The organism is Corallococcus caeni, assembly GCF_036245865.1.
Classification (GTDB): Bacteria; Myxococcota; Myxococcia; order Myxococcales; family Myxococcaceae; genus Corallococcus; species Corallococcus caeni.
Genome location: NZ_BTTW01000007.1, coordinates 343,556 through 363,907 on the forward strand (window position 1 = coordinate 343,556; position 20,352 = coordinate 363,907).

General features: G+C 71.0%; 16 protein-coding genes. 10 read left to right on the top strand and 6 right to left on the bottom strand.

Annotated elements, in window-relative coordinates:
- Positions 1-3: 3 nt before the first annotated feature.
- A complete protein-coding gene (locus AABA78_RS28465) occupies positions 4-213 on the bottom strand; it encodes a TIGR04563 family protein (protein WP_014396356.1) in 210 nt (69 codons plus the stop codon).
- Between the two features lie 433 nt (positions 214-646).
- On the opposite strand from AABA78_RS28465, the gene tilS reads away from it, so the two are divergent.
- The 8 genes from tilS to tsaE all read left to right on the top strand — a co-directional run bounded on the left by tilS (position 647) and on the right by tsaE (position 10,296).
- Complete coding sequence (gene tilS / locus AABA78_RS28470) at positions 647-2,014, top strand: tRNA lysidine(34) synthetase TilS (RefSeq protein ID WP_338267728.1); 1,368 nt, start codon at positions 647-649, stop codon at positions 2,012-2,014.
- A 182-nt stretch (positions 2,015-2,196) separates the two neighbouring features.
- Positions 2,197-4,113, top strand: coding sequence for an ATP-dependent zinc metalloprotease FtsH (gene ftsH, locus AABA78_RS28475; RefSeq protein WP_171412748.1), 1,917 nt, complete (start codon positions 2,197-2,199; stop codon positions 4,111-4,113).
- Between the two features lie 163 nt (positions 4,114-4,276).
- On the top strand, positions 4,277-5,500 hold the full coding sequence (gene folP, locus AABA78_RS28480) for a dihydropteroate synthase (RefSeq protein WP_338267730.1): 1,224 nt from the start codon (positions 4,277-4,279) through the stop codon (positions 5,498-5,500).
- Between the two features lie 164 nt (positions 5,501-5,664).
- Positions 5,665-7,059: a phosphoglucosamine mutase gene (glmM, locus tag AABA78_RS28485; RefSeq protein WP_171412750.1), complete on the top strand. Its 1,395-nt coding sequence runs from the start codon at positions 5,665-5,667 to the stop codon at positions 7,057-7,059.
- A 101-nt stretch (positions 7,060-7,160) separates the two neighbouring features.
- Complete coding sequence (locus tag AABA78_RS28490) at positions 7,161-7,886, top strand: pyridoxine 5'-phosphate synthase (RefSeq protein ID WP_338267733.1); 726 nt, start codon at positions 7,161-7,163, stop codon at positions 7,884-7,886.
- 6 nt (positions 7,887-7,892) lie between these two features.
- The gene (locus AABA78_RS28495; protein WP_171412752.1) at positions 7,893-8,267 is read left to right on the top strand and encodes a holo-ACP synthase; all 375 of its coding nucleotides are present in this window, start codon (positions 7,893-7,895) and stop codon (positions 8,265-8,267) included.
- 14 nt (positions 8,268-8,281) lie between these two features.
- A complete protein-coding gene (locus tag AABA78_RS28500) occupies positions 8,282-9,814 on the top strand; it encodes an NAD(P)H-hydrate dehydratase (protein ID WP_338267737.1) in 1,533 nt (510 codons plus the stop codon).
- The gene (tsaE, locus tag AABA78_RS28505; protein ID WP_338267739.1) at positions 9,811-10,296 is read left to right on the top strand and encodes a tRNA (adenosine(37)-N6)-threonylcarbamoyltransferase complex ATPase subunit type 1 TsaE; all 486 of its coding nucleotides are present in this window, start codon (positions 9,811-9,813) and stop codon (positions 10,294-10,296) included. The genes AABA78_RS28500 and tsaE overlap by 4 nt, the downstream gene beginning before the upstream one ends.
- Before the next feature lies 1 nt (position 10,297).
- Here tsaE and AABA78_RS28510 read toward each other — a convergent pair whose 3' ends face one another.
- The 5 genes from AABA78_RS28510 to AABA78_RS28530 form a co-directional block, all read right to left on the bottom strand.
- Positions 10,298-11,167, bottom strand: coding sequence for a class II glutamine amidotransferase (locus AABA78_RS28510; RefSeq protein WP_338267741.1), 870 nt, complete (start codon positions 11,165-11,167; stop codon positions 10,298-10,300).
- An 87-nt stretch (positions 11,168-11,254) separates the two neighbouring features.
- Complete coding sequence (gene hutI / locus AABA78_RS28515; RefSeq protein ID WP_338267744.1) at positions 11,255-12,520, bottom strand: imidazolonepropionase; 1,266 nt, start codon at positions 12,518-12,520, stop codon at positions 11,255-11,257.
- Between the two features lie 3 nt (positions 12,521-12,523).
- The gene (locus tag AABA78_RS28520; protein ID WP_338267746.1) at positions 12,524-13,243 is read right to left on the bottom strand and encodes a hypothetical protein; all 720 of its coding nucleotides are present in this window, start codon (positions 13,241-13,243) and stop codon (positions 12,524-12,526) included.
- Positions 13,244-13,253: 10 nt separating this feature from the next.
- On the bottom strand, positions 13,254-14,909 hold the full coding sequence (hutU, locus tag AABA78_RS28525) for a urocanate hydratase (RefSeq protein ID WP_338267748.1): 1,656 nt from the start codon (positions 14,907-14,909) through the stop codon (positions 13,254-13,256).
- Between the two features lie 108 nt (positions 14,910-15,017).
- Positions 15,018-15,449 (bottom strand): hypothetical protein, encoded by a 432-nt coding sequence (locus AABA78_RS28530; RefSeq protein ID WP_338267750.1) that lies wholly within the window; start codon positions 15,447-15,449, stop codon positions 15,018-15,020.
- 177 nt (positions 15,450-15,626) lie between these two features.
- On the opposite strand from AABA78_RS28530, the gene AABA78_RS28535 reads away from it, so the two are divergent.
- On the top strand, positions 15,627-17,987 hold the full coding sequence (locus AABA78_RS28535; protein WP_338267751.1) for an FdhF/YdeP family oxidoreductase: 2,361 nt from the start codon (positions 15,627-15,629) through the stop codon (positions 17,985-17,987).
- The gene (locus tag AABA78_RS28540) at positions 17,984-20,218 is read left to right on the top strand and encodes a hypothetical protein (protein WP_338267753.1); all 2,235 of its coding nucleotides are present in this window, start codon (positions 17,984-17,986) and stop codon (positions 20,216-20,218) included. Before AABA78_RS28535 ends, AABA78_RS28540 begins: the two co-directional genes overlap by 4 nt.
- Positions 20,219-20,352: the final 134 nt, after the last annotated feature.

Here is a 20,352-nt window from a genome sequence, read left to right on the forward strand (position 1 = left end):
GCCTTAAGGCCTTTCTTCGCGCGGGTCCGTGCGCTCGTCGCCCGTGACGTCATTCACGGCAGGGAAAGACTTGATGCGGTCGCGGGCGATCTTCCAGGCCTGCTGCACCACCCATGAGAGGGAACGGTCCTGCCGGTTCGCCTCCTCCTGGATCTCCTTCAGCATCTCCTCGGGGAAGTACAGCGACTGCTTGCGCTTGTCGGTGCCTGCCATGCCTGGGTCTCCGGGGCGGATTCGAGGTGACGACCTGAACACACCGGAGCGGTTATCCGACAGACGCCCTGAAGGGTCAACGGTTTCGGAGCAGTCAGTCGTGCGCCCGGAGGCTGAACGCTCCGCTTCCGACACTGCGTTGACAGCCGAAAAGAGAAACGCCCCGGCCTCCACGAGGGAGACCGGGGCGCTTCGGAAAGAGGGACCGCAGGGAGCGAATCTCCGAGCGGCCCCGTGGACCCAGAGGGGGAGGGGGGGGACCCCTAGGTCCAACGTCATGAAGTCCAGAACGTCCAACCAACAACCGTGAGGCGCCGTTCTATTTCCGCCCCGCGTCCATCCATTGTGGGAATCATGGAATGCATCCCCACGCCTTCCGTCCACCGCGACTCTGTAACCCGGCCACCCCTCCCTCCATTCCAAGCGCTGCGCCATGCCTCGCGCGTCTCCTGAACGTCCCTCGCTGACCGCCGCGCTCGCCCGCTCCTATGCCGGGCACGGCCTCGCCTCGCGCTCGGTGCTGCTCGCGGTCTCCGGAGGCGCGGACTCCACCGCGCTCCTCGTGGGAACGGCGCGCGTGCGCGACGCGCTGGCGCTGCGCGTGGAGGTGGCGACGGTGGACCACGGCCTCAGGCCCGAAGCCGCGGAGGAGGTCACCTCCGTCGTGGGCCTGGCCGCGCGCCTGGGCCTGACCTGTCACGTCCGGCGGCTCGCGCTTTCGCCCGGCGCGGGCGTGGAGGCCCGGGCCCGCGAGGCGCGCTACGCGACCCTGGAGGTCCTGCGACAGGAGCGCGGACTGGACGCCGTGGCCACCGGTCACACGCTCGACGACCAGGCGGAGACGCTGCTGATGCGCCTGTCCCGGGGCGCCGCGCTCCGGGGCGCGCGAGGCATCCACGCGCGCGCACCCACGCTCGTCCGGCCGCTGCTCACGTGCTCGCGCGAGGACGTGCTCGCCTTCCTGGCCACCGAGGAGGTGGGGTTCGTGCGCGATCCGATGAACGCGGACCCCTCCTTCCTGCGCACGCGCATGCGCCTGGACGTGCTGCCCGCGCTGAACCGCGCGGCGGGCTTCAGCACCGTGGAGCACCTGGCCACCTTCGCGCGCCTCGCCTCCGAGGACGAAGCCCTGCTCACCGGGCTGGCGGACGCGGCGTGGGAGCGGCTGGCGCTGGAGGGAGGCGGCCTGGACGCCGTGGGGCTGCGCGCCCTGGAGCCGCCGCTGTCGCGCCGCGTGCTCGCGCGGCTCCTGGTCGCGGCGGGCGCACGGGTGGACCACGGCACGCTGGAGCGCGGGCGGGACGTGGTGGCGCGTGGGGGCGTCATGCCGCTCAGCGACGGCTTCCTGCTCAAGGCCACCGGCGGGCGGGTGCGCTGCGTGGGGCCCGGACCCCAGGCGCCTCCCGCGCCGCTGGTGCTGGCGGGGCCGGGGGCGCGGGGGGACTTTGGCGCGTGGCGCTTCCAGGTGGCGGAAGGATCCGCGCCCCCGGGAGTGTTGGCCCTGGTGTTGGAGGAGGGGACGGCGTGGCCACTCACGGTGCGTTCGAGGAAACAGGGAGATCGCGTCCGCACGCGCGCGGGCCACCGCAAGGTGCAGGACGCGCTGGTGGATGCCCGCGTTCCGGCGGAGGCGCGCGACGCGCAGCCGGTGGTGGTGGACGCGCGCGATGCCCTGCTGTGGCTTCCCGGGGTCGTGCCGCGCATCGTCGAGCCTGGCGCCGCTTCCCACACGGCGTCTTGCCGACACTCGCTGTGGGCATTCCCGCCGGCTTCAAGCGAACGGCGGACCCCTCCGTTATAGAGTCGAAGCTTCGAAACAGGGGATGGTCGCGGTCCCCTAAATAGTTGAGGGCTTTTTGCTGTTGCTGATACGGTCCGTCGCTGGCCTGCACACGGGCGGGCGCCGGGCAACATGACGAAACTCGCCGGGGTTCTTCCTGGCACGGCCCTCATCCCGCCGAGTACCGAAAGGGCAGCTGAAACGTGCGTTCGACCTACAAGACCATCGGGCTCTGGGTCATCCTGATCGTCCTCTTCGTCGCCTTCTACAATTTCTTCTCGCAAGGCAACGAGCAGGTGCAGGAACCGACCTTCACCCAGCTTCTGACGAAGGTGGAGGAGAAGAAGGTCCGGGCCGTCTCCGTCAAGGGCAACACCTACTCCGGTACGTTCAGCGACTCGAACGACAAGTTCCGGACCACGGGTCCCGCTCCGGACGTGGCCGTGCTCAACCAGCTCCGCGCCTCCGGCGTGGACGTGAAGTACGAGCGCGAGGAGCAGAACAGCCTCTGGCTGACCATCCTCGGGCAGTGGATGCCCGTCGTCTTCCTGTTCCTGTTCTTCATCTTCTTCATGCGCCAGCTCCAGGGCGGCAGCGGCAAGGCGATGACGTTCGGGAAGTCCAAGGCGAAGCTCCTCAGCGAGAGCCACAACAAGGTCACGTTCGCGGACGTGGCCGGCGTGGACGAGTGCAAGGAGGAGCTGGAGGAGATCGTCGCCTTCCTCAAGGACCCCAAGAAGTTCACCAAGTTGGGCGGCCGCATCCCCAAGGGCGTCCTGATGATGGGCCCCCCGGGCACGGGCAAGACGCTGCTCGCCCGCGCGGTGGCCGGTGAAGCGGGCGTCCCGTTCTTCTCCATCTCCGGCTCGGACTTCGTGGAGATGTTCGTGGGCGTCGGCGCCAGCCGAGTGCGCGACCTCTTCGAGCAGGGCAAGAAGAACGCCCCCTGCATCATCTTCATCGACGAAATCGACGCCGTGGGCCGCCACCGTGGCGCGGGCCTGGGCGGCGGTCACGACGAGCGCGAGCAGACGCTCAACCAGCTGCTGGTGGAGATGGACGGCTTCGAGTCCAACGACGGCGTCATCCTCATCGCCGCCACCAACCGTCCGGACGTGCTGGATCCGGCGCTCCAGCGCCCGGGCCGCTTCGACCGCCGCATCATCGTCCCCCGTCCGGACCTCAAGGGCCGCCTGGGCGTGCTGAAGGTGCACACCCGCCGCGTGCCGCTGGCCCCGGAGGTGGAGCTGGAGGTCATCGCCCGCGGAACGCCCGGCATGACGGGCGCGGACCTGGAGAACCTGGTCAACGAGTCGGCCCTGATGGCCGCGCGCCAGAACAAGGAGCGCGTGGACCTGGCGGACTTCGAGCAGGCGAAGGACAAGGTCTTCATGGGCCCGGAGCGCCGGTCCATGATCATGACCGACAAGGAGAAGCGGAACACGGCCGTCCACGAGGCCGGCCACGCGCTCCTCGCCAAGCTGCTGCCCGGCTGCGACCCCTTGCACAAGGTCACCATCATCCCGCGCGGTCAGGCCCTGGGCGTCACCTGGAGCCTGCCCACCGAGGACAAGGTGAACGGCTACCGCAAGCAGATCCTCGATCAGATCACCATGGCCATGGGTGGCCGCATCGCCGAAGAGCTCATGTTCAACGAGATGAGCAGCGGCGCGGCGAACGACATCGAGCGTGCGACGGAGACGGCGCGCGCCATGGTGTGCCGCTGGGGCATGAGCGAGAAGATGGGCCCGCTGGCGTTCGGCAAGAGCGACGGTGAGGTGTTCCTGGGCCGCGACTTCAACTCGTCCAAGGACTACTCCGAGGACACCGCCCGGCAGATCGACGCGGAGGTCCGCAGCATCGTCGTGGGCTGCTACACGACCGGCAAGCAGCTGCTGACGGACAAGCTGGACGTGCTCCAGCGCGTGTCCGACGCCCTGGTGGAGTACGAGACGCTCGACGCCGAGGACGTGAACATCATCCTCCAGGGCGGCCAGCTCACCCGTGAGCGCCCGGCGCCGCGCGTGTCCTCCTCGCCGAAGCCGACGGAGAAGAAGGACAAGCGGAAGATCCTCGACGCGCTCGAGGGCCTGCCCAACATGGAGCCGAAGAAGGCGTAGCGCCTCTCAAGGCCTCCCGCCTGAAGTGACGAAGGCCCTTCCCGCTACCGGGGAGGGCCTTCTGCTTTGTGAGCCCGCTTCCCGCCGTCCTCCCTTCCCTGGACCGGGCGAAGCGGCGACACTGACCCATTGCCGCCCTCACGCTCTTGAAGGGGTCCTGACCGTGCTGCGCGCCCGCCTCGTCTGCCGTGACCGTCCCGACGACCTGTCGCTGGTCCTCCGCCGCCTGAACCTGTCCGTCCGCAACCGCGAACACCTGACGCGCGAGCTGGGCCACGCGCACGTGCTCGTCACCGGGGGCCGTCCCTCCTACGAGGAGGAGCTGGTGCCGCCGCACGGCTCCAAGGAGCGCGAGAAGCTGCCCACCTGGACGCCGGGCGGACACGTGGACCATCCCGGCGAGGTGCTGCTGTCCGGCAGCCGCCAGCAGTTCGACCGGCTGATTTCGCTCGCCCGCAAGTCGCCCCGCACGGACGGCCTGGCGCGCGTGCTGGAGGAGGTGCTGTCGCCCCCGCCTATGCCGGCGCTGACCCTGAGCGGGCGCCGGTTCGAGTGGGGCACGCGCACGTACCTCATGGGCGTGGTGAACGTGACGCCGGACAGCTTCTCCGACGGCGGCAGCTTCCCGGACGCCTCCAGCGCGGTGGAGCACGCGCTGAAGCTGGTGGACGCGGGCGCGGACATCCTGGACGTGGGCGGCGAGTCCACCCGGCCCGGCTCCCTGCCGGTGTCCGCGGAGGAGGAGCTGTCGCGCGTCCTCAAGGTCGTGGAGGGCATCAAGCGCCGCTCCACCGTGCCCATCTCCGTGGACACCATGAAGGCGGCCGTCGCCAAGGAAGCGCTCAAGGCCGGCGCCCACCTCATCAACGACGTCACCGGCTTCCACTCGGACCCGGCGCTGGCCGGCGTGGTGGCCGCCGCGGGCGCCGCGTGTTGTCTGATGCACACCCAGGGCACGCCGAAGACGATGCAGCAGTCCCCCCGCTACGACGACGTGGTGGGCGAGGTGATGGACTACCTGGAGGAGGGGATGTTCCAGGCCACCGAGGCGGGCATCCCTCGCGAGCGCATCCTCCTGGACCCGGGCATCGGGTTCGGCAAGACGCTGGAGCACAACCTCTTCCTGCTGCGCCGGCTGGAGGAACTGAGAGGGCTGGGGCAGCCCCTGCTGGTGGGCACCAGCCGCAAGTCCTTCCTGGGGAAGCTGACGGGCGGCAAGGGCCCCCAGGAGCGCCTGTCGGCCACCCTGGGCTCCGTGGCCGCCATGGCCGTGCTGGGCGGCGCGGACGTGGTGCGGGTGCACGACGTGGGGGAGGCCCGGGACGCGCTGGCGGTGGCGGACGCCATCCGGCGGGCCCGGGGCGGCGGCGACCTGTACGGCGGCTGACGGAGACAAGCCCTGGCGTCCGGGCTGTTCAGGTCCGCACGCCCGGGTGCTTGCCTGGGTGGCACCGCATCCCTAGCTTCGGGCCCACGTGCCGGACGGGGTATAAGCCCCCGGACGTGAGTGGCCGGAGCCCTTCCGGCAATGGGAAAGGTGGAGCGGCACACATGGCGTACAGGATGGACATGCCCCCCAAGGAAGCGCAGAAGACGGAGCGGCTGTTCGGCACGGACGGCGTCCGTGGCGTCGCCAACGTCTATCCGATGACGGCCGAGGTCGCGATGAAGCTCGGGCGCGCCCTGGCGTACCTCATCCGCAACGGTCCGCACCGCCACCGCGTCATCGTGGGCAAGGACACGCGACTGTCCGGCTACATGCTGGAGCAGGCGCTGTCCGCCGGCCTCATCTCCATGGGCGTCGACGTGGAGCAGGTGGGCCCGCTGCCCACGCCCGGCATCTCCAACCTCACCACGTCCATGCGCGCGGACGCGGGCGCCGTCATCTCGGCGTCCCACAACCCGTACCAGGACAACGGCATCAAGTTCTTCTGGCGCGACGGCTTCAAGCTGCCGGACGAGACGGAAGCCAAGATCGAAGAGCTGGTCTCCAGCGGTGAGATCGACAACATCCGCCCCACGGCGACGAAGATCGGCCGGGCCATCCGCCTGGACGACGCGCGGGGCCGCTACATCGTCTACCTGAAGGCCACGTTCCCTCGCGAGCTGACGCTGGAGGGGATGACCATCGTGGTGGACTGCGCCAACGGCGCGGCGTACCGCACGGCGCCGGCGGTGCTGGAGGAACTGGGCGCGAAGGTCATCGCGCTGGGCGTGTCCCCGGACGGCAAGAACATCAACCACAAGTGCGGCGCGCTCCACCCGGAGGGCCTGTCCAAGGCCGTGGTGAAGCACGGCGCGCACCTGGGCATCGCGCTGGACGGCGACGCGGACCGCCTCATCGTCGTGGACGAGAAGGGCAACGTCGTGGACGGCGATGCCATCATGGCCATCTGCACGGGTGAGCTCGTCGCGCGCAAGGAGCTGAAGAAGAAGACGCTCGTCTCCACGGTGATGAGCAACATCGGCCTGGAGCGCGCGGTGGCGCAGTGGGGCGTGAAGGTCGTCCGCACGCGCGTCGGTGACCGGCACGTCGTGGACGAGATGCGCCGCAACGGCTACAGCCTGGGCGGCGAGCAGAGCGGCCACCTCATCTTCCTGAACCACACCACCACGGGCGACGGCACGCTCGCGGCGCTCCAGCTGCTGGCCGTGATGTGCCGCCAGCAGAAGCCGCTGTCGGAGCTGGCCTCCATCTTCCAGCCGGTGCCGCAGACGCTGCTCAACGTCGTGGTGAAGCAGAAGAAGGAGCTGGGTGAGCTGCCCACGGTGATGAAGGCCATCAAGAACGTGGAGCAGAAGCTGGGCAACGCCGGCCGCGTGCTGGTGCGCTTCTCCGGCACGGAGCCCAAGGCCCGCGTGCTGATTGAAGGCGAGGACGCGGCGCGCAACGAGGCGTACGCCCGCGAAATCGTCGAGGCGCTCTCCAAGGCGCTCAACGGCTAGCGACAGCGGTTGACTTCCGGACGCCGGCCACGAATAGAGGGGCCGGCGCGGGCCCGGGCCTTTGGACCCTCCCGCACCGCGCCAGCGCAAGGAGCGGGACGATGGGACAGCGACTGGGTGTCAACGTGGATCACGTGGCGACGCTGCGTCAGGCGCGGCGCACCGTGTATCCGGATCCGGTGACGGCCGCGGCGATGGCGGAGCTGGCCGGCGCCCGGCAGATCACCATCCACCTGCGCGAGGACCGGCGCCACATCCAGGACCGGGACCTGCGCATCCTCCGCGACACGGTGCAGACCCTCCTCAACCTGGAGATGGCCGCCACCGCGGAGATGGTGAAGATCGCCTACGAGTACAAGCCGGACGTGGTGACGCTCGTGCCCGAGCGGCGCGAGGAACTCACCACCGAGGGCGGCCTGGAAGTGGCCGGCCAGCGCGAGTCCATCGCGAAGCTCATCAAGAACCTCAAGGACGGGGAGATCGCCGTCTCGCTGTTCATCGATCCGGACCTGGACCAGGTGCGCGCCTCGCACAAGGTGAACGCGGACCGGATTGAACTGCACACGGGCCGCTACTGCGAGGCGCGCAACGAGAAGGAGCGCGCGCGGGAGCTGGCGCGCATCGTGGACGCGGCCAAGGCCAGCGCGAAGCTGGGCATGGGCGTGGCCGCGGGCCACGGGCTCAACTACGACAACGTGCAGGCCATCGCGCGCATCCAGGAGATCGACGAGCTGAACATCGGTCACGCCATCGTGGCGCGCGCGGTGCTGGTGGGCTTCGAGCGCGCGGTGCGCGAGATGCTCGAACTGATGCGCGACGCGGGGTAGCCGGCCATGCCCATCGTCGGCCTGGGGTTGGACCTCTGCTCCATCGAGCGCATCCAGCGCATCCTGAGCGGTCCGCGCGCGGAGGCGTTCCTCGCGCGCGTGTACACCGACGGGGAGCGGGCCTACTGCGCTCCACGGCATGACGCGGCCAGCGCGTACGCGGCCCGGTTCGCGGCGAAGGAGGCGCTGGTGAAGGCGATGGGCGTGCCTCCTGGCGTGAAGTGGCGGGACATGGAGGTGGTGCGCGAGGGCGGTCCGCCGCGCTTCGTGCTCTCCGGCGTGGCCCGTGAGGTGATGGAAGCGCGGGGGTGGGAGGCGATGCTCGCGCTCACCCATGATGCCGGCGTGGCCGCGGCCACGGTGGTGCTCCAGACGAAGTAGGGAGGTTGGAAGCCATGCAGCGCGTGCTCACCGCCGTCCAGATGCGTGAGGCCGAGAAGGCCGCCCAAGAGCAGCACGGGATGCCGTCCGGGTTGTTGATGGAGAACGCGGGCCGCGCGCTCGCGGAGGCCGCCCGGAGCCTCGCGGGCCCGGGCGGGCGCTTCACGGTGCTGTGCGGCCCCGGCAACAACGGCGGGGACGGCCTGGTCGCCGCGCGCTTCCTGCTGGAGGGGGGCGCTCGCGTGGTGGTGTCGCTGGTGGGGGACACCGGGAAGCTCACCCCGGAGGCGAAGCGCAACCTCCAGGCGCTGGAGGGCTTCGGGGAGTCGCCGCGCGCCTTCGAAGTCCTGCCTGAGGCGGGCCCGGGCGACGTGGTCGTGGATGCCCTCTTCGGCACCGGCCTGAAGCGCGCGCCGGAGGGCGTCTTCGCGGACGCCATCGGCACCGTGGCGCGGTGGCGGCGCGCGGGGGCGAAGGTGGTGGCCGCGGACGTGCCGTCCGGCCTGCAGAGCGACACGGCGGAGCCCTTCACGCCATGCGTGGAGGCGGACGTCACGGTGGCCTTCGGCTTCGTGAAGCCCGCGCACGAGCTGGAGCCCGGCGCTTCGCTGTGCGGCGACGTGCGGCGCGTGGACATCGGCCTGGGCGGTGAGTCCACGCGCGCGGTGTCCGGGGCGGAGCTGTTCCGCGTGGAGGAGAAGGACGCGCGCGACGCGCTGCCGAAGCGCCGCGCGGATTCGCACAAGGGCACGTACGGCCACGTGCTGGTGGTGGCGGGCAGCCCGGGCAAGACGGGCGCGGCGGCGATGGTGGCCCTGGCCGCGCTGCGCAGCGGGGCGGGGCTCGTCACGGTGGCCACGCGCGCGGAGGCGCTGCCGTGGGTGATGGCGCACTCGCCGGAGATCATGGGCGTCGCGCTGCCGGGTGAAGGCCCGCTGGGCAAGGGCGACCTGGAGGCGCTCAAGGCCGCGCTGGAGGGCAAGGACGCGCTGGTGATGGGGCCGGGCATCCCCCGGGGGCCGGAGACGGGCGCGCTGATTGGCGACCTGCTGGCGTCGGTGGAGGTGCCCGCGGTGCTGGACGCGGACGCGCTCAACGCGGTGGCGGAGGACCTCAAGGTCCTGCGGCAGGCGAAGGGGCCCGTGCTGCTCACGCCGCACCCGGGGGAGATGGCTCGGCTTTGGGGCCGGACGACGAAGGACGTGCAGGCGCACCGCGTGGGCGTGGCGCTCAACATGGCCACGTCGCTCAACGTCACGGTGGTGCTCAAGGGCTCGCGCACGCTCATCGCGGAGGCCGGCGGGCGCGTGTACATCAACCCCACCGGCAACGCGGGCATGGCCACGGGCGGCACGGGCGACGTGCTGTCGGGCGTGTGCGGCGCGTTGCTCGCGCAGGGCATCCCGCTGCCCAGGTCCGCGCGGACGGCCGTCTACGCGCACGGGCTGGCGGGCGACCTGATGGCGCAGCAGCGCGGGCTGATGGGCCTCATCGCCACGGACCTCCTGGTGGGCCTGGGCCACGTGTGGACGCGGTGGGAGCGATGAGCGGAGCGGAGCAGCCCACGCGCTCGCGGCGGCTCGTGTCTCCTTCGCCGGAGGAGACGCACCGGCTGGGCGTGAAGCTGGGGCAGCTGCTCCAGCCCGGGGACTTCGTGGGGCTGATTGGCGACCTGGGCGCGGGCAAGACGCACCTGGTGCGCGGCGTGGCGGAAGGGGCGGGCGTCGCGCAATCCGAGGTGGCCAGCCCCACCTTCGCCATCGTGTACCCGTACGAGGGCCGCATCCCGCTGTACCACGCGGACCTCTACCGCCTGACGGACTACGACGAGCTGTACGCCACCGGGTTCCTGGACCTGGTGGGCGGCGACCACGCGATGCTGGTGGAGTGGTTGGACCGCATCCCCCAGGCCGCGCCGCGCGACTTCCTGCGCGTCACGCTGCGCCATGAGGGCGAGGACGCGCGGAGCCTCGACGTGGAGGCCTTCGGCGCGCGTCCCGCGGCACTGCTCGACGCGTGGCTGGGCTGAATCAGGCCAGGGAGCGCTGGGCCTGCGGCCGCGGGTTCAACACCCCGTCCGCCAGCGTCTGCACCTTCCAGCGGTGGAACACGAGCCGCGAGTCCACGCCCACCACGTCCTCTTCATCCACCTGGACCCAGTGGGGCCCGCCGCAAAGCGACTCGCTGGCCACGAGGAACTGCTGCAGCGGCACGCCCGTGTTGGGCGCGCGCAGGGACTCCGGGCAACCGCCGATTCCGGAGGAGATGAAGAGGGTGCGGTTGCGGCGCGTGGCCACCATCGCCTCGCCGTCCGTGACGAGGAAGTTCATCGCGGAGCGCTCCTTCGGCTCGCGGCTCCCCGGCACGTCCGTCAGCGTGGACACCAGCGTCATCGTCTCCGCGAGCGCCTGCGCCATCGCCTCCACGCTCACCGTGCCGTCGAGCGGCCCGCGCGCCGACAGCCGCGACAGGAAGAGGTAGAAGCAGCGCTCGCTGTCCGTCGTGCCCTTGATGTTGACGCGCAGCTCCGGGTGGATGAGCGCCTCCACGGTGGCCTTGTGCTTCGCGAACTCGCGCAGCGTGCCGTTGTGCACGAAGGACCAGCGGCCGAAGTAGAACGGGTGCGAGTTGCGCAGCTCCACCGCGCCCACGCTCGCCTGACGGATGTGCGCCACCACGGTGCGCGCGCTCACCTGGCTCGACACGCGCTCGAAGTCCGGGTCGCTGTGCGCGGGGCCCACACCATGCGCGACGAGCGGCGAGCACTCCTGTCCGTAGGTGGCGATACCCCAGCCGTCCTTGTGCTCACGCGACTGGATGAGGAGGGAATTCCTCTCCGTGACCAGGGCGGTGTGCACAGCGGCGGGAACAGCGGATCTGAATCCAAATAATCGGCACATGGTGGCAGCTGATCTCTACAACGGCCGGCCCACGAGGGAAGTTCCACCTGCCCCCTCGGCCGATGCCAGTTGTTCAGCGGCATCCACTCAGGGGCAGTGATTCATTCGCGCGCGAAACACCACACGTCCACCCTTCACCACCACGCGCGCGTGACTGATACCCAGATGATAAGGCAGATGCCTGTAGCTGCGACAGGCGAAGACAACAAGGTCGCCCGCATCACCCACGGCCAGTCGTCCCTGCCGTTGCAACCCCAAGCATTGCGCGGCCCCTCGGGTGGCGGCCCAGTAGGCCTCCGCGGCTGACAGCCCGTTCTCCAGGCAGGCGAGCCCCAGCACCAGCGCCGTGTTCTCCGTCATGGAAGAACCGGGATTCACGTTTGAACCCAAAGCAATGTTGACGCCCGCGTCGCGCAGCTTCCGGCCGGGCGCGTAGGGGCGCATGCGCAGGAAGAGGGTGGAGGTGGGCACGAGCACGGCGGTGACGTTCGCGGCGGCGAGCGCGCGGATGCCCTCGTCCGTCACCTGCTCCAGGTGGTCCGCGCTGGCGGCGCCCACCTCCGCGGCCAGCGCCGAGGCACCACATGCGGTGAGCTGATCCGCGTGCAGGCGCGGCGTGAGCCCCAGCGCCTTGGCCGCGTTGAGCAGGCGGCGCGACTCGTCCACGGTGAAGGCGCTCTCCTCCGTGAAGACGTCGCAGAAGCGCGCCAGGCCCTCGCGCGCCACGGCGGGCAGGATTTCGTTGATGCAGAGGTCCAGGTACTCGGCGCGGCGGTCCTTGTACTCCGCGGGCACGGCGTGCGCGCACAGGAGCGTGGGCACCAGCTCCAGCGGTGACAGCGCGCTCAAGCGGCGCACCGCGCGCAGCATCTTCAGCTCGTCGTTCAGCGACAGGCCGTAGCCGCTCTTCACCTCCGCGGTCGTCACGCCCTGCGCCAGCAGCCGCTCCAGGCGGGGCAGGGCGAGCGTGGCCAGCTGCTCCTCGCTCGCCGCGCGCGTGGCGCTCACCGTGTTGACGATGCCGCCGCCCGCCTTGGCAATCTCCAGGTACGTGGCGCCCTGGTTGCGCAGGTCGAACTCCGCGGAGCGCTCGCCCGCGAAGACGAGGTGCGTGTGTGGATCCACGAACCCCGGGCCCACGAAGCCGCCCTCGGCGTCGATGAGCTCTGTCGCGTCCGTGAGCGCGCCCCTGGGGAGGCCGGACTCCGGGCCCACGTAGGCCACGCGCCCGTCCTTCACGCCAATGCCCGCGCCCGGGCGCGGGGTGAGGGCGGCTTCCGCGGGCTCGCGGTGGGTGCCCTCCACGGTGAGCACCTCGGAGGTGTTGCGCACCCACAGGTCCAGGGCTTCCATGCTCTAGCGTCCTCCGCGCACGCCCACGACAGGCGCGTTCCAGCTCGTGTCACCCGAACGCGCCCGGCCGAAGCCGCCGGACAGCTCCACCTTCGTGCGCGTCTCGCCGAACTTGACCTGCGCCGCCACCACGGCGCCGTAGAAGTGCGTCGTCACCTGCGAGCCGGGGTTCACCAGCGACTGCTGCACGCTGAAGAACGGCACCAGGCCCAGCGACATGCCGGGCTCCGGCTGCACGGTGAAGGCGCAGGTGGCCTCCACGCCGAAGAGGCTGCTGGTGCTGTCGTTGTTTCCCAGGCCGAAGTCGGACGCGCCCCGCACGGAGAGGGCCGGGGACAGGCCCAGCCGCTCCGAGCCGACGTAATACGAAACGCCCGTGTAGACGCCGTAGGCGGGCACCGGCAGGCCGACGAACTCGCCCTGCAGGCCCAGGTGCCACGACAGCCGGTCGTCCACGGGCACCGTCACCGAGCCGTCCAGGTCGATGCCCCACTGATCATTCTGGAAGGGCTTCGCGTCGCCCTGGAACGTGCTGTTCTCCCCGCGCTCCGACAGCTGCGGGGCGTTGAGGCGGGGACCGGCGCGCAGGCCCAGCTGGAAGAAGTTCTCGTCGGGCATGCCCGGGCCCATGCGCATCACCATGGGCCCGGCGGTGGTGGGCGTGCAGCCGGCGAGCACCCCCATCACCGCTGTCATCACGAAGGCTGGGACGCGTCGTGGCATCCGGCGCACTCTAGGCGGTGAGGCCGGGAATGCGCACGCCCCGCTCCTTCGCCACGTCGATGGCCTCCGGGTAGCCCGCGTCCGCGTGACGGAGCACGCCCATGCCGGGGTCGGACGTGAGCACGCGCTCGATGCGGCGCGCGGCCTCCGGCGTGCCGTCCGCGACGATGACCTGGCCCGCGTGCAGCGAGTAGCCCATGCCCACGCCGCCGCCGTGGTGGAACGACACCCACGACGCGCCGTTCACCGCGTTCACCAGCGCGTTGAGGATGGGCCAGTCCGCCACCGCGTCCGAGCCGTCCTTCATGGCCTCCGTCTCGCGGTTGGGGGACGCCACGCTGCCGCAGTCCAGGTGGTCGCGGCCAATCACGATGGGCGCCTTCACCTCGCCCTTGCGGACCAGCTCGTTGAAGGCGAGGCCCGCCTTGGCGCGCTCGCCGTAGCCCAGCCAGCAGATGCGCGCGGGCAGGCCCTGGAACGCCACGCGCTCCTGGGCCATGTCCAGCCAGCGGTTGAGCGACGCCTTCTGCGGGAACAGTTCGCGCACCGCGCGGTCCGTGCGGCGGATGTCCTCCGGGTCTCCGGACAGCGCCACCCAGCGGAAGGGCCCCAGGCCCTCGCAGAACAGCGGGCGGATGTACGCGGGCACGAAGCCGGGGAACTCGAAGGCGTTCTGCATGCCGCCCACCTTCGCCTGGCCGCGCAGGTTGTTGCCGTAGTCGAAGACGTGGCTGCCGGCGGCCTGGAAGTCGTTCATGGCCTGCACGTGCATGATCATCGACTCGCGGGCGCGCTTCACGTAGCCCTCCGGGTCGCGCTTGCGCAGCTCCGCGGCGGCCTCCAGCGACAGGTCCGTGGGGATGTAGCCGTTGAGGGGGTCGTGCGCGCTCGTCTGGTCCGTCACGAGGTCCGGCTTGATGCCGCGCTTGTACAGCTCCCGGAACACCGACGCCGCGTTGCCGATGATGGCGATGGAGCGGCCCACGCGCTTCTGTTGCGCGTCCTTCGCCAGGGCCAGCGCCTCGTCCAGGTCCCTGGCCACGACGTCCAGGTAGCGCGTCTCCACGCGGCGCTGGGCGCGGTGCGGATCAATCTCCACGCCCAGGAACACGGCGTTGTTCATGGTCGCGGCCAAAGGCTGCGCGCCGCCCATGCCGCCCAGGCCGCCGGAGAGGATGAGGCGGCCGGCCAGGTCCTCGCTGCCGAAGTGGAAGCGGCCCGCGGCGGCGAAGGTCTCGTAGGTGCCCTGCAGGATGCCCTGCGTGCCGATGTAGATCCACGAGCCGGCCGTCATCTGGCCGTACATCATCAGGCCCTTCTTCTCCAGCTCGTGGAAGTGCTCCCAGTTGGCCCAGTGGCCCACGAGGTTGGAGTTGGCGATGAGCACGCGCGGCGCGTCCGGGTGCGTGCGCAGGATGCCCACGGGCTTGCCGGACTGCACGAGCAGCGTCTCCTCGTCGGTGAGGCTCTGGAGGCTCGCGACGATGCGGTCGAACGAGGGCCAGTCCCGGGCGGCCTTGCCGGTGCCGCCGTAGACGACCAGGTCCCCGGGCTGCTCGGCCACCTCCGGGTCGAGGTTGTTCATCAGCATCCGGAGCGCGGCCTCCTGCACCCAGCCCTTGCAGGAGAGGGTGGTGCCGCGAGAGGCGCGGATGATGCGGGACATGCGGAAGACTCCTGGAGAAGGGGGCGCCCACCCTAACCGAACCCCCGGGGCCGCGGGGGGCTTGCGTGCAGGGACAGCGTCACTCCGGAGCCGGCTGGACGCCGTGCGTCAGTAGTCCTTGCGCGCGTCGATGTAGGCGCTGAAGTGGAACACGTTCGTGGAGTCGTAGAACTTGAAGTAGTTGCCGACGGGCAGGCTCAGGCCGTACGCGGTGCCCGAGCAACCCGTGCAGATGAACGCGCCGTTGCGGCGGATGTTCCAGATGCCGCTGATGTCGTCCACGCTGGTCGCGATGGCGGGCGAGCCCACCAGCTCGAAGTCGTACTCGTTGCCGCCCGCGAACCCGTGGAAGTTCACGAACGCGGTGTTGGTGGACTGGTTCCAGGCGACGACCGCGTTGGAGCTCGTCACAGTGTAGTGACCGGTGTTGTCGTCGACGTAGAGGCCGCGGCTGGACCAGATGCTGTGGACCACCGGGGCGGCCAGGGCGGGGAGGGACAGGAACAGCGCGGCGACGACGGCGGAGCGGAAGGCCTTCATGGGGGTGCCTCCTGAAGCGGGGTGACACGGAGCGCCGGGGGCACTCCGCGTGAAATCCATCCTGCATGCTCCCAGGTAGACTTGAAATAGCGGATTACCTGGATGGCAGCGGCGAAGGCCCCGGCCTGCCGGGAAGGCGCGGGCGCGGTAGAGTCCCGCCGCGCGAAGAGGTGGGACATGGAGCAGGGACAGGACGGGGGCGGGAACGCACTGGCGGTGCCGGCGGCGCAGACACCGCTGGAGGCTCGGGCTCCGGACGTGGGGCCGGTGAAGACGGTGGCGGGCGGGGTGCCCGCGGTGCTGAGCGCGTTCAAGCACGTGCTGTCCGAGGCGGGCCCGTGGCGCGGCGGCAAGCTCGTCTGGAAGATCAACCAGAGTGACGGCTTCGACTGTCCGGGGTGCGCGTGGCCGGATCCATCCCACCGGTCCGTGCAGGAGTACTGCGAGAACGGCGCGAAGGCAGTGGCGGAGGAGGGCACGCAGGAGCGCGTGACGCCGGAGTTCTTCCGCGAGTGGAGCGTGGCGCGGCTGGCGGAGCAGTCCGACCTGTGGCTGGGCAAGGCGGGCCGGCTCACGCACCCCATGGTGCTCCGCGAGGGCGCGGCCCACTACACGCCCCTCTCCTGGGAGGAGGCCTTCGCGCTGGTGGCGGAGGAGCTGAACGCGCTGGGCTCGCCGGACGAGGCGGCCTTCTACACGTCCGGCCGCACGAGCAACGAGGCGGCGTTCCTCTACCAGCTGTTCGTGCGGGAGTTCGGCACCAACAACCTGCCGGACTGCTCGAACATGTGCCACGAGTCCAGCGGCACGGGGCTCACGGAGACGATTGGCATTGGCAAGGGGACGGTGACGCTGGAGGACTTCGACCACGCGCAGGCCATCTTCGTCATCGGGCAGAACCCCGGCACCAACCACCCGCGCATGCTGACGGCGCTCCAGGCCGCCGCGCGCCGGGGCTGCGAGATCGTCAGCGTCAACCCGCTGCCGGAGACGGGGCTCAACCGCTTCAAGCACCCGCAGGAGGTGCTGCACCTGTTCGGTCCGGGCACGGCGCTGAACAAGCTGTTCCTCCAGGTGCGCATCAACGGCGACGTGGCGCTGCTCCAGGGGCTGGGCAAGGCGCTGCTGGAGCGGGAGGCGAAGGCGCCGGGCACGGTGGTGGACCGGGCCTTCGTCGAGGGCAGGACGGCGGGCTTCGACGCGTACGTGGCGCACCTGGGCACGGTGTCCTGGGACGACGTGGTGGAGGAGAGCGGCGTCCCGCGCGAGCAGATTGAAGCGGCGGCGGACATCCTGGCGCGCTCCGAGCGCACCATCTTCTGCTGGGCCATGGGGCTCACGCAGCACCGGAACGCGGTGGGCAACGTGCAGGAGGTGGTGAACCTCACGCTGTTGCGCGGCAGCATCGGGAAGCAGGGCGCGGGCGTGTGCCCGGTGCGCGGTCACAGCAACGTGCAGGGCGACCGCACCATGGGCATCTGGGAGCACGCGAAGCCGGAGTTCATGGACGCGCTGTCGAAGGAGTTCGGCTTCGCGCCGCCGCGCCACCGGGGCCTGGACACGGTGGGGACGCTCCAGGCGATGCATGACGGGCGCGTGAAGGTGTTCTTCGCGATGGGGGGCAACTTCCTGTCGGCCACGCCGGACACGGAGTTCACCGCGCGGGCGCTGAGGCGTGCGCGGCTCACGGTGCACGTGTCCACGAAGCTTAACCGCGCGCACCTGGTGCATGGCCAGCGCGCGCTCATCCTCCCGTGCCTGGGGCGGACGGAGCACGACGTGCAGGCGGCGGGGCGGCAGTTCGTGACGGTGGAGGACTCGATGGGGATGGTGCACGCGTCGCGCGGCGCCGTGGCCCCCGCGTCCGAGCACCTGCTCAGCGAGCCCGTCATCGTGGCCCGGCTGGCCCGGGCGGTGCTGGGAGCGCGCTCGAAGGTGCCGTGGCTGTCGCTGGTGGAGGACTACGACCGGGTGCGCGAGCTCATCCAGCGATGCATCCCGGGCTTCGAGGACTTCAACCGCCGCGTGCGTGAGCGCAACGGGTTCGCGCTGCCCAACGGTCCGCGCGAGGGGCGCTTCACGACGAAGGACGGCAAGGCGCACTTCACGGTGCACGCGATGCCGCGCCACCGGCTGGAGCCCGGGCAGCTGTTGATGATGACGCTGCGCTCGCATGATCAGTACAACACCACCGTGTATGGCCTGGACGACCGCTACCGGGGCATCCACCAGGGCCGGCGCGTGGTGTTCCTTCACCCGGAGGACGTGAAGGCGCGCGGGCTGACGGCGGGGCAGAAGGTGGACCTCACCAGCCACTTCCAGGGAGAGACGCGGGTGGCGCGCGAGTTCCTGGTGGTGCCGTACAACATCCCGCGCCAGTGCGCGGCGACCTACTTCCCGGAAGCGAACGTGCTGGTGCCGGTGGACAGCTTCGCGGAGAAGAGCCGCACGCCCACGTCGAAGTCGGTGGTCATCACCGTTGCCCCCAGCCCCGTGGCCCAGGCGCTGGCTCCGGCAAGTCCTTCGAGGTCCGGGTGAGCCTGTCGCAGCCGTTGGTGGAAGCCTCCTGGCCGGAGCCGCTCCAGGCCCTCCATGCGCGCGTCGCCTCGACAGCGCCGCAAGAGGCCGTGGCGTCGAGCGCGGAGTGGCGCGAGGACTTCGCCCGCTGGGTGCGAGGCGCGTCCCTGGAGGAGCGCAACCGGGCCCAGGCCGCCGCGTGGGAGCGGCTGTCCCCGGGAGAGCGCACCCCGGCGGAGCTCCTCTTCCTGCTGTCCACCCTCAACGAGCTGCTCTGGCCCTACGAGGAGCCGCGCCCGGGCCTGCTGAAGCAGCTGCTCGCGCGGCAGCACGCCGCGGTGACGGCGCTCCGCGACGCGGGCGATACGGAGAGCGCCGAGCGCATCCAGCGCGAGAGCACCGTGACCGTGTCCACGGTGCTGACGCGCTACCTCAAGCGCCACCCGGAGGCGCTGTCGACGCTGGTGCGCGACGTGCCCTGCACGTACGACGGCCGCGCGCTGCGCTTCCAGGACACCGTGGAGGTGGACCTCAAGTACGTCATGGGCGCGGGGGCGAAGTCGGTGGACCTGCTGGAGCAGCTGCGCGCGCTGCTCCCCGATACCCGCGACGGCGGCCGCGACAAGCTCACCGACTTCATCCGCACTCGCGCCGCGCGCATCCCCTGGCGCGAAGCGAGTGAAGTGCTGGGCGAGCGCCTCTTCTCGCTGGCCACGTCGGAGGACGGCCGCGGCGGCATGCGCGGCTTCCTCGCGTGCTACCCCAACGGGCGCAAGGAGCCGGACTGGTGCTCGCGCGCGGGGCTCCTGCTGGCGCGCACGGTGGAAGTGGGCGGGCCGCCCGCGGTGGTGGAGAACCTCTGCGACCTGCTCACGCTCTTCGACGCGCCCCCGGTGGACGGGCTGCGCGGAGCGCTGGGCGCGCTCGTGCAGAGTGACTTCGAGACGGCCGCCGACCTGGGCCACGCGCGCTTCGTGCTCGACCATTGCCAGGGCACGATGCGCAAGGCCGAGCCCGCGCTGGCGCTCACGCTCCTGTGGCTGGAGGAGCGGCTGTTCCGCGCCTCCATCCGGCGCGGCGTGCCGGAGGCCTTCGAGCGGCGCGCCCGTGCTCGCGCGAAGCTGGAGTCGCTGCCCGGCTTCACGCACCTGGTGTGGCTGGCGGAGGAGTGCGCGGAGATGTGGCCGCGCTTCCGCACGCCCGCGCGGCCCGGCCTGGACGGGCTGGTCGCCTGGCGCAAGGAGGTGACCTGGCGCATGGGCCGCAAGCCCGTGCTGCGCAAGGCGGCCATCGAGTTCCTCCTGTGGTGCGCGCCGGAGGAGGCTTCGTCGGAGGCGGAGCTGGCCACGCTGGCCCTGGTGCGCACCGCCACGGATCGGCGGCAGGTGCGCCGCCTGCTGGAGCACCCCTCCCCGCGGGCCCGCTTCCGCGCCCGCTCGCTCCAGGCCTTCCTCCAGGCGGGCGCGGGGCAGGGGAAGCACGCGCCTGACTTCGAGCCCTCCGAGCCCACGACGCTGACAGCCTCCCTGCGCCACCTGCACGCGACGCGCGCGGTGCCCGTGGGCGGCCGCACGTGGCTGCGCGACCGCGACCTGGAGGACCTGCTCGTGGGCGCGGTGGGGCGCGTGGAGGCGGACGTCGCCCAGCGCCATCCCCAGCGCTTCCGCGAGGAGACGTCGGAGCTGGTCGCGGGGCTCCTCGAAGGCCTGCGCTCGGAGCTGGAGCGCGTGCAGGCGGACCTGGGTTCGCTGGTGGCCTCGCCGCTGTCGCTGTCCATGGCCGTGCGCCGCCAGCCGGCTCCGCCTCCGGACGGTGGCGCGGAGGTGGCCTTCGTCGTGTCCGTGGAGCGCGAGGGCTTCGTGCGCACGCGCCGCGTCGTCCGCGTGCCGGTGGCGAAGCTGGAGCAGCGCGGGGAGGGGCAGTGGCTGCCTGGCTTCCGCCTGGGCCGCGAGCGCCTGGACGCGCTGCTCGCCCGCACGGAGGCCGCGTTCTGCCTCTTCCTGGTGCCCGCCTTCGTGCGCCCGGAGTGCTGGGTGGTGCCCGCGCGGCTGGCGCGGGCCCTGATGGAGACGCAGGGCGCCCTGTCCGGCGTGCCTCGCGACGCCGCGCAGGGGGCGTCCCGGTCCCTGGCGCAGTGGCTGGTGTACGACGTGCTGGGCCTGTGGGTGGGCGACGAACGGCCCGACGTGGTGGAGGCGGCGCGCCAGGGCGATGGCGCCGCGGAGTTCGTGGTGGACCTCACGGTCCGCTGACCCCTCGGAAAAAGCCCCCGGGAAATGTCCGGGAATATCCAGAAGCCCCGGCGTAAAGGCCCATGAGGGGTGCGGGAACAACGCCTGGGAGGGGTCCCGGGTGACAGGTCCGGCCGTCGGCTGACGGCGAAGCA

Bases quoted from the DNA above. Each gene is read 5' to 3' on its own strand.
- hutI (WP_338267744.1), bottom strand. From the start codon at position 12,520: ATGGAAGCCCTGGACCTGTGGGTGCGCAACACCTCCGAGGTGCTCACC.
- AABA78_RS28520 (WP_338267746.1), bottom strand. From the start codon at position 13,243: ATGCCACGACGCGTCCCAGCCTTCGTGATGACAGCGGTGATGGGGGTG.
- hutU (WP_338267748.1), bottom strand. From the start codon at position 14,909: ATGTCCCGCATCATCCGCGCCTCTCGCGGCACCACCCTCTCCTGCAAG.
- AABA78_RS28530 (WP_338267750.1), bottom strand. From the start codon at position 15,449: ATGAAGGCCTTCCGCTCCGCCGTCGTCGCCGCGCTGTTCCTGTCCCTC.
- AABA78_RS28535 (WP_338267751.1), top strand. From the start codon at position 15,627: ATGGAGCAGGGACAGGACGGGGGCGGGAACGCACTGGCGGTGCCGGCG.
- AABA78_RS28510 (WP_338267741.1), bottom strand. From the start codon at position 11,167: ATGTGCCGATTATTTGGATTCAGATCCGCTGTTCCCGCCGCTGTGCAC.
- tilS (WP_338267728.1), top strand. From the start codon at position 647: ATGCCTCGCGCGTCTCCTGAACGTCCCTCGCTGACCGCCGCGCTCGCC.
- glmM (WP_171412750.1), top strand. From the start codon at position 5,665: ATGGCGTACAGGATGGACATGCCCCCCAAGGAAGCGCAGAAGACGGAG.
- AABA78_RS28500 (WP_338267737.1), top strand. From the start codon at position 8,282: ATGCAGCGCGTGCTCACCGCCGTCCAGATGCGTGAGGCCGAGAAGGCC.
- AABA78_RS28465 (WP_014396356.1), bottom strand. From the start codon at position 213: ATGGCAGGCACCGACAAGCGCAAGCAGTCGCTGTACTTCCCCGAGGAG.
- tsaE (WP_338267739.1), top strand. From the start codon at position 9,811: ATGAGCGGAGCGGAGCAGCCCACGCGCTCGCGGCGGCTCGTGTCTCCT.
- AABA78_RS28490 (WP_338267733.1), top strand. From the start codon at position 7,161: ATGGGACAGCGACTGGGTGTCAACGTGGATCACGTGGCGACGCTGCGT.
- AABA78_RS28495 (WP_171412752.1), top strand. From the start codon at position 7,893: ATGCCCATCGTCGGCCTGGGGTTGGACCTCTGCTCCATCGAGCGCATC.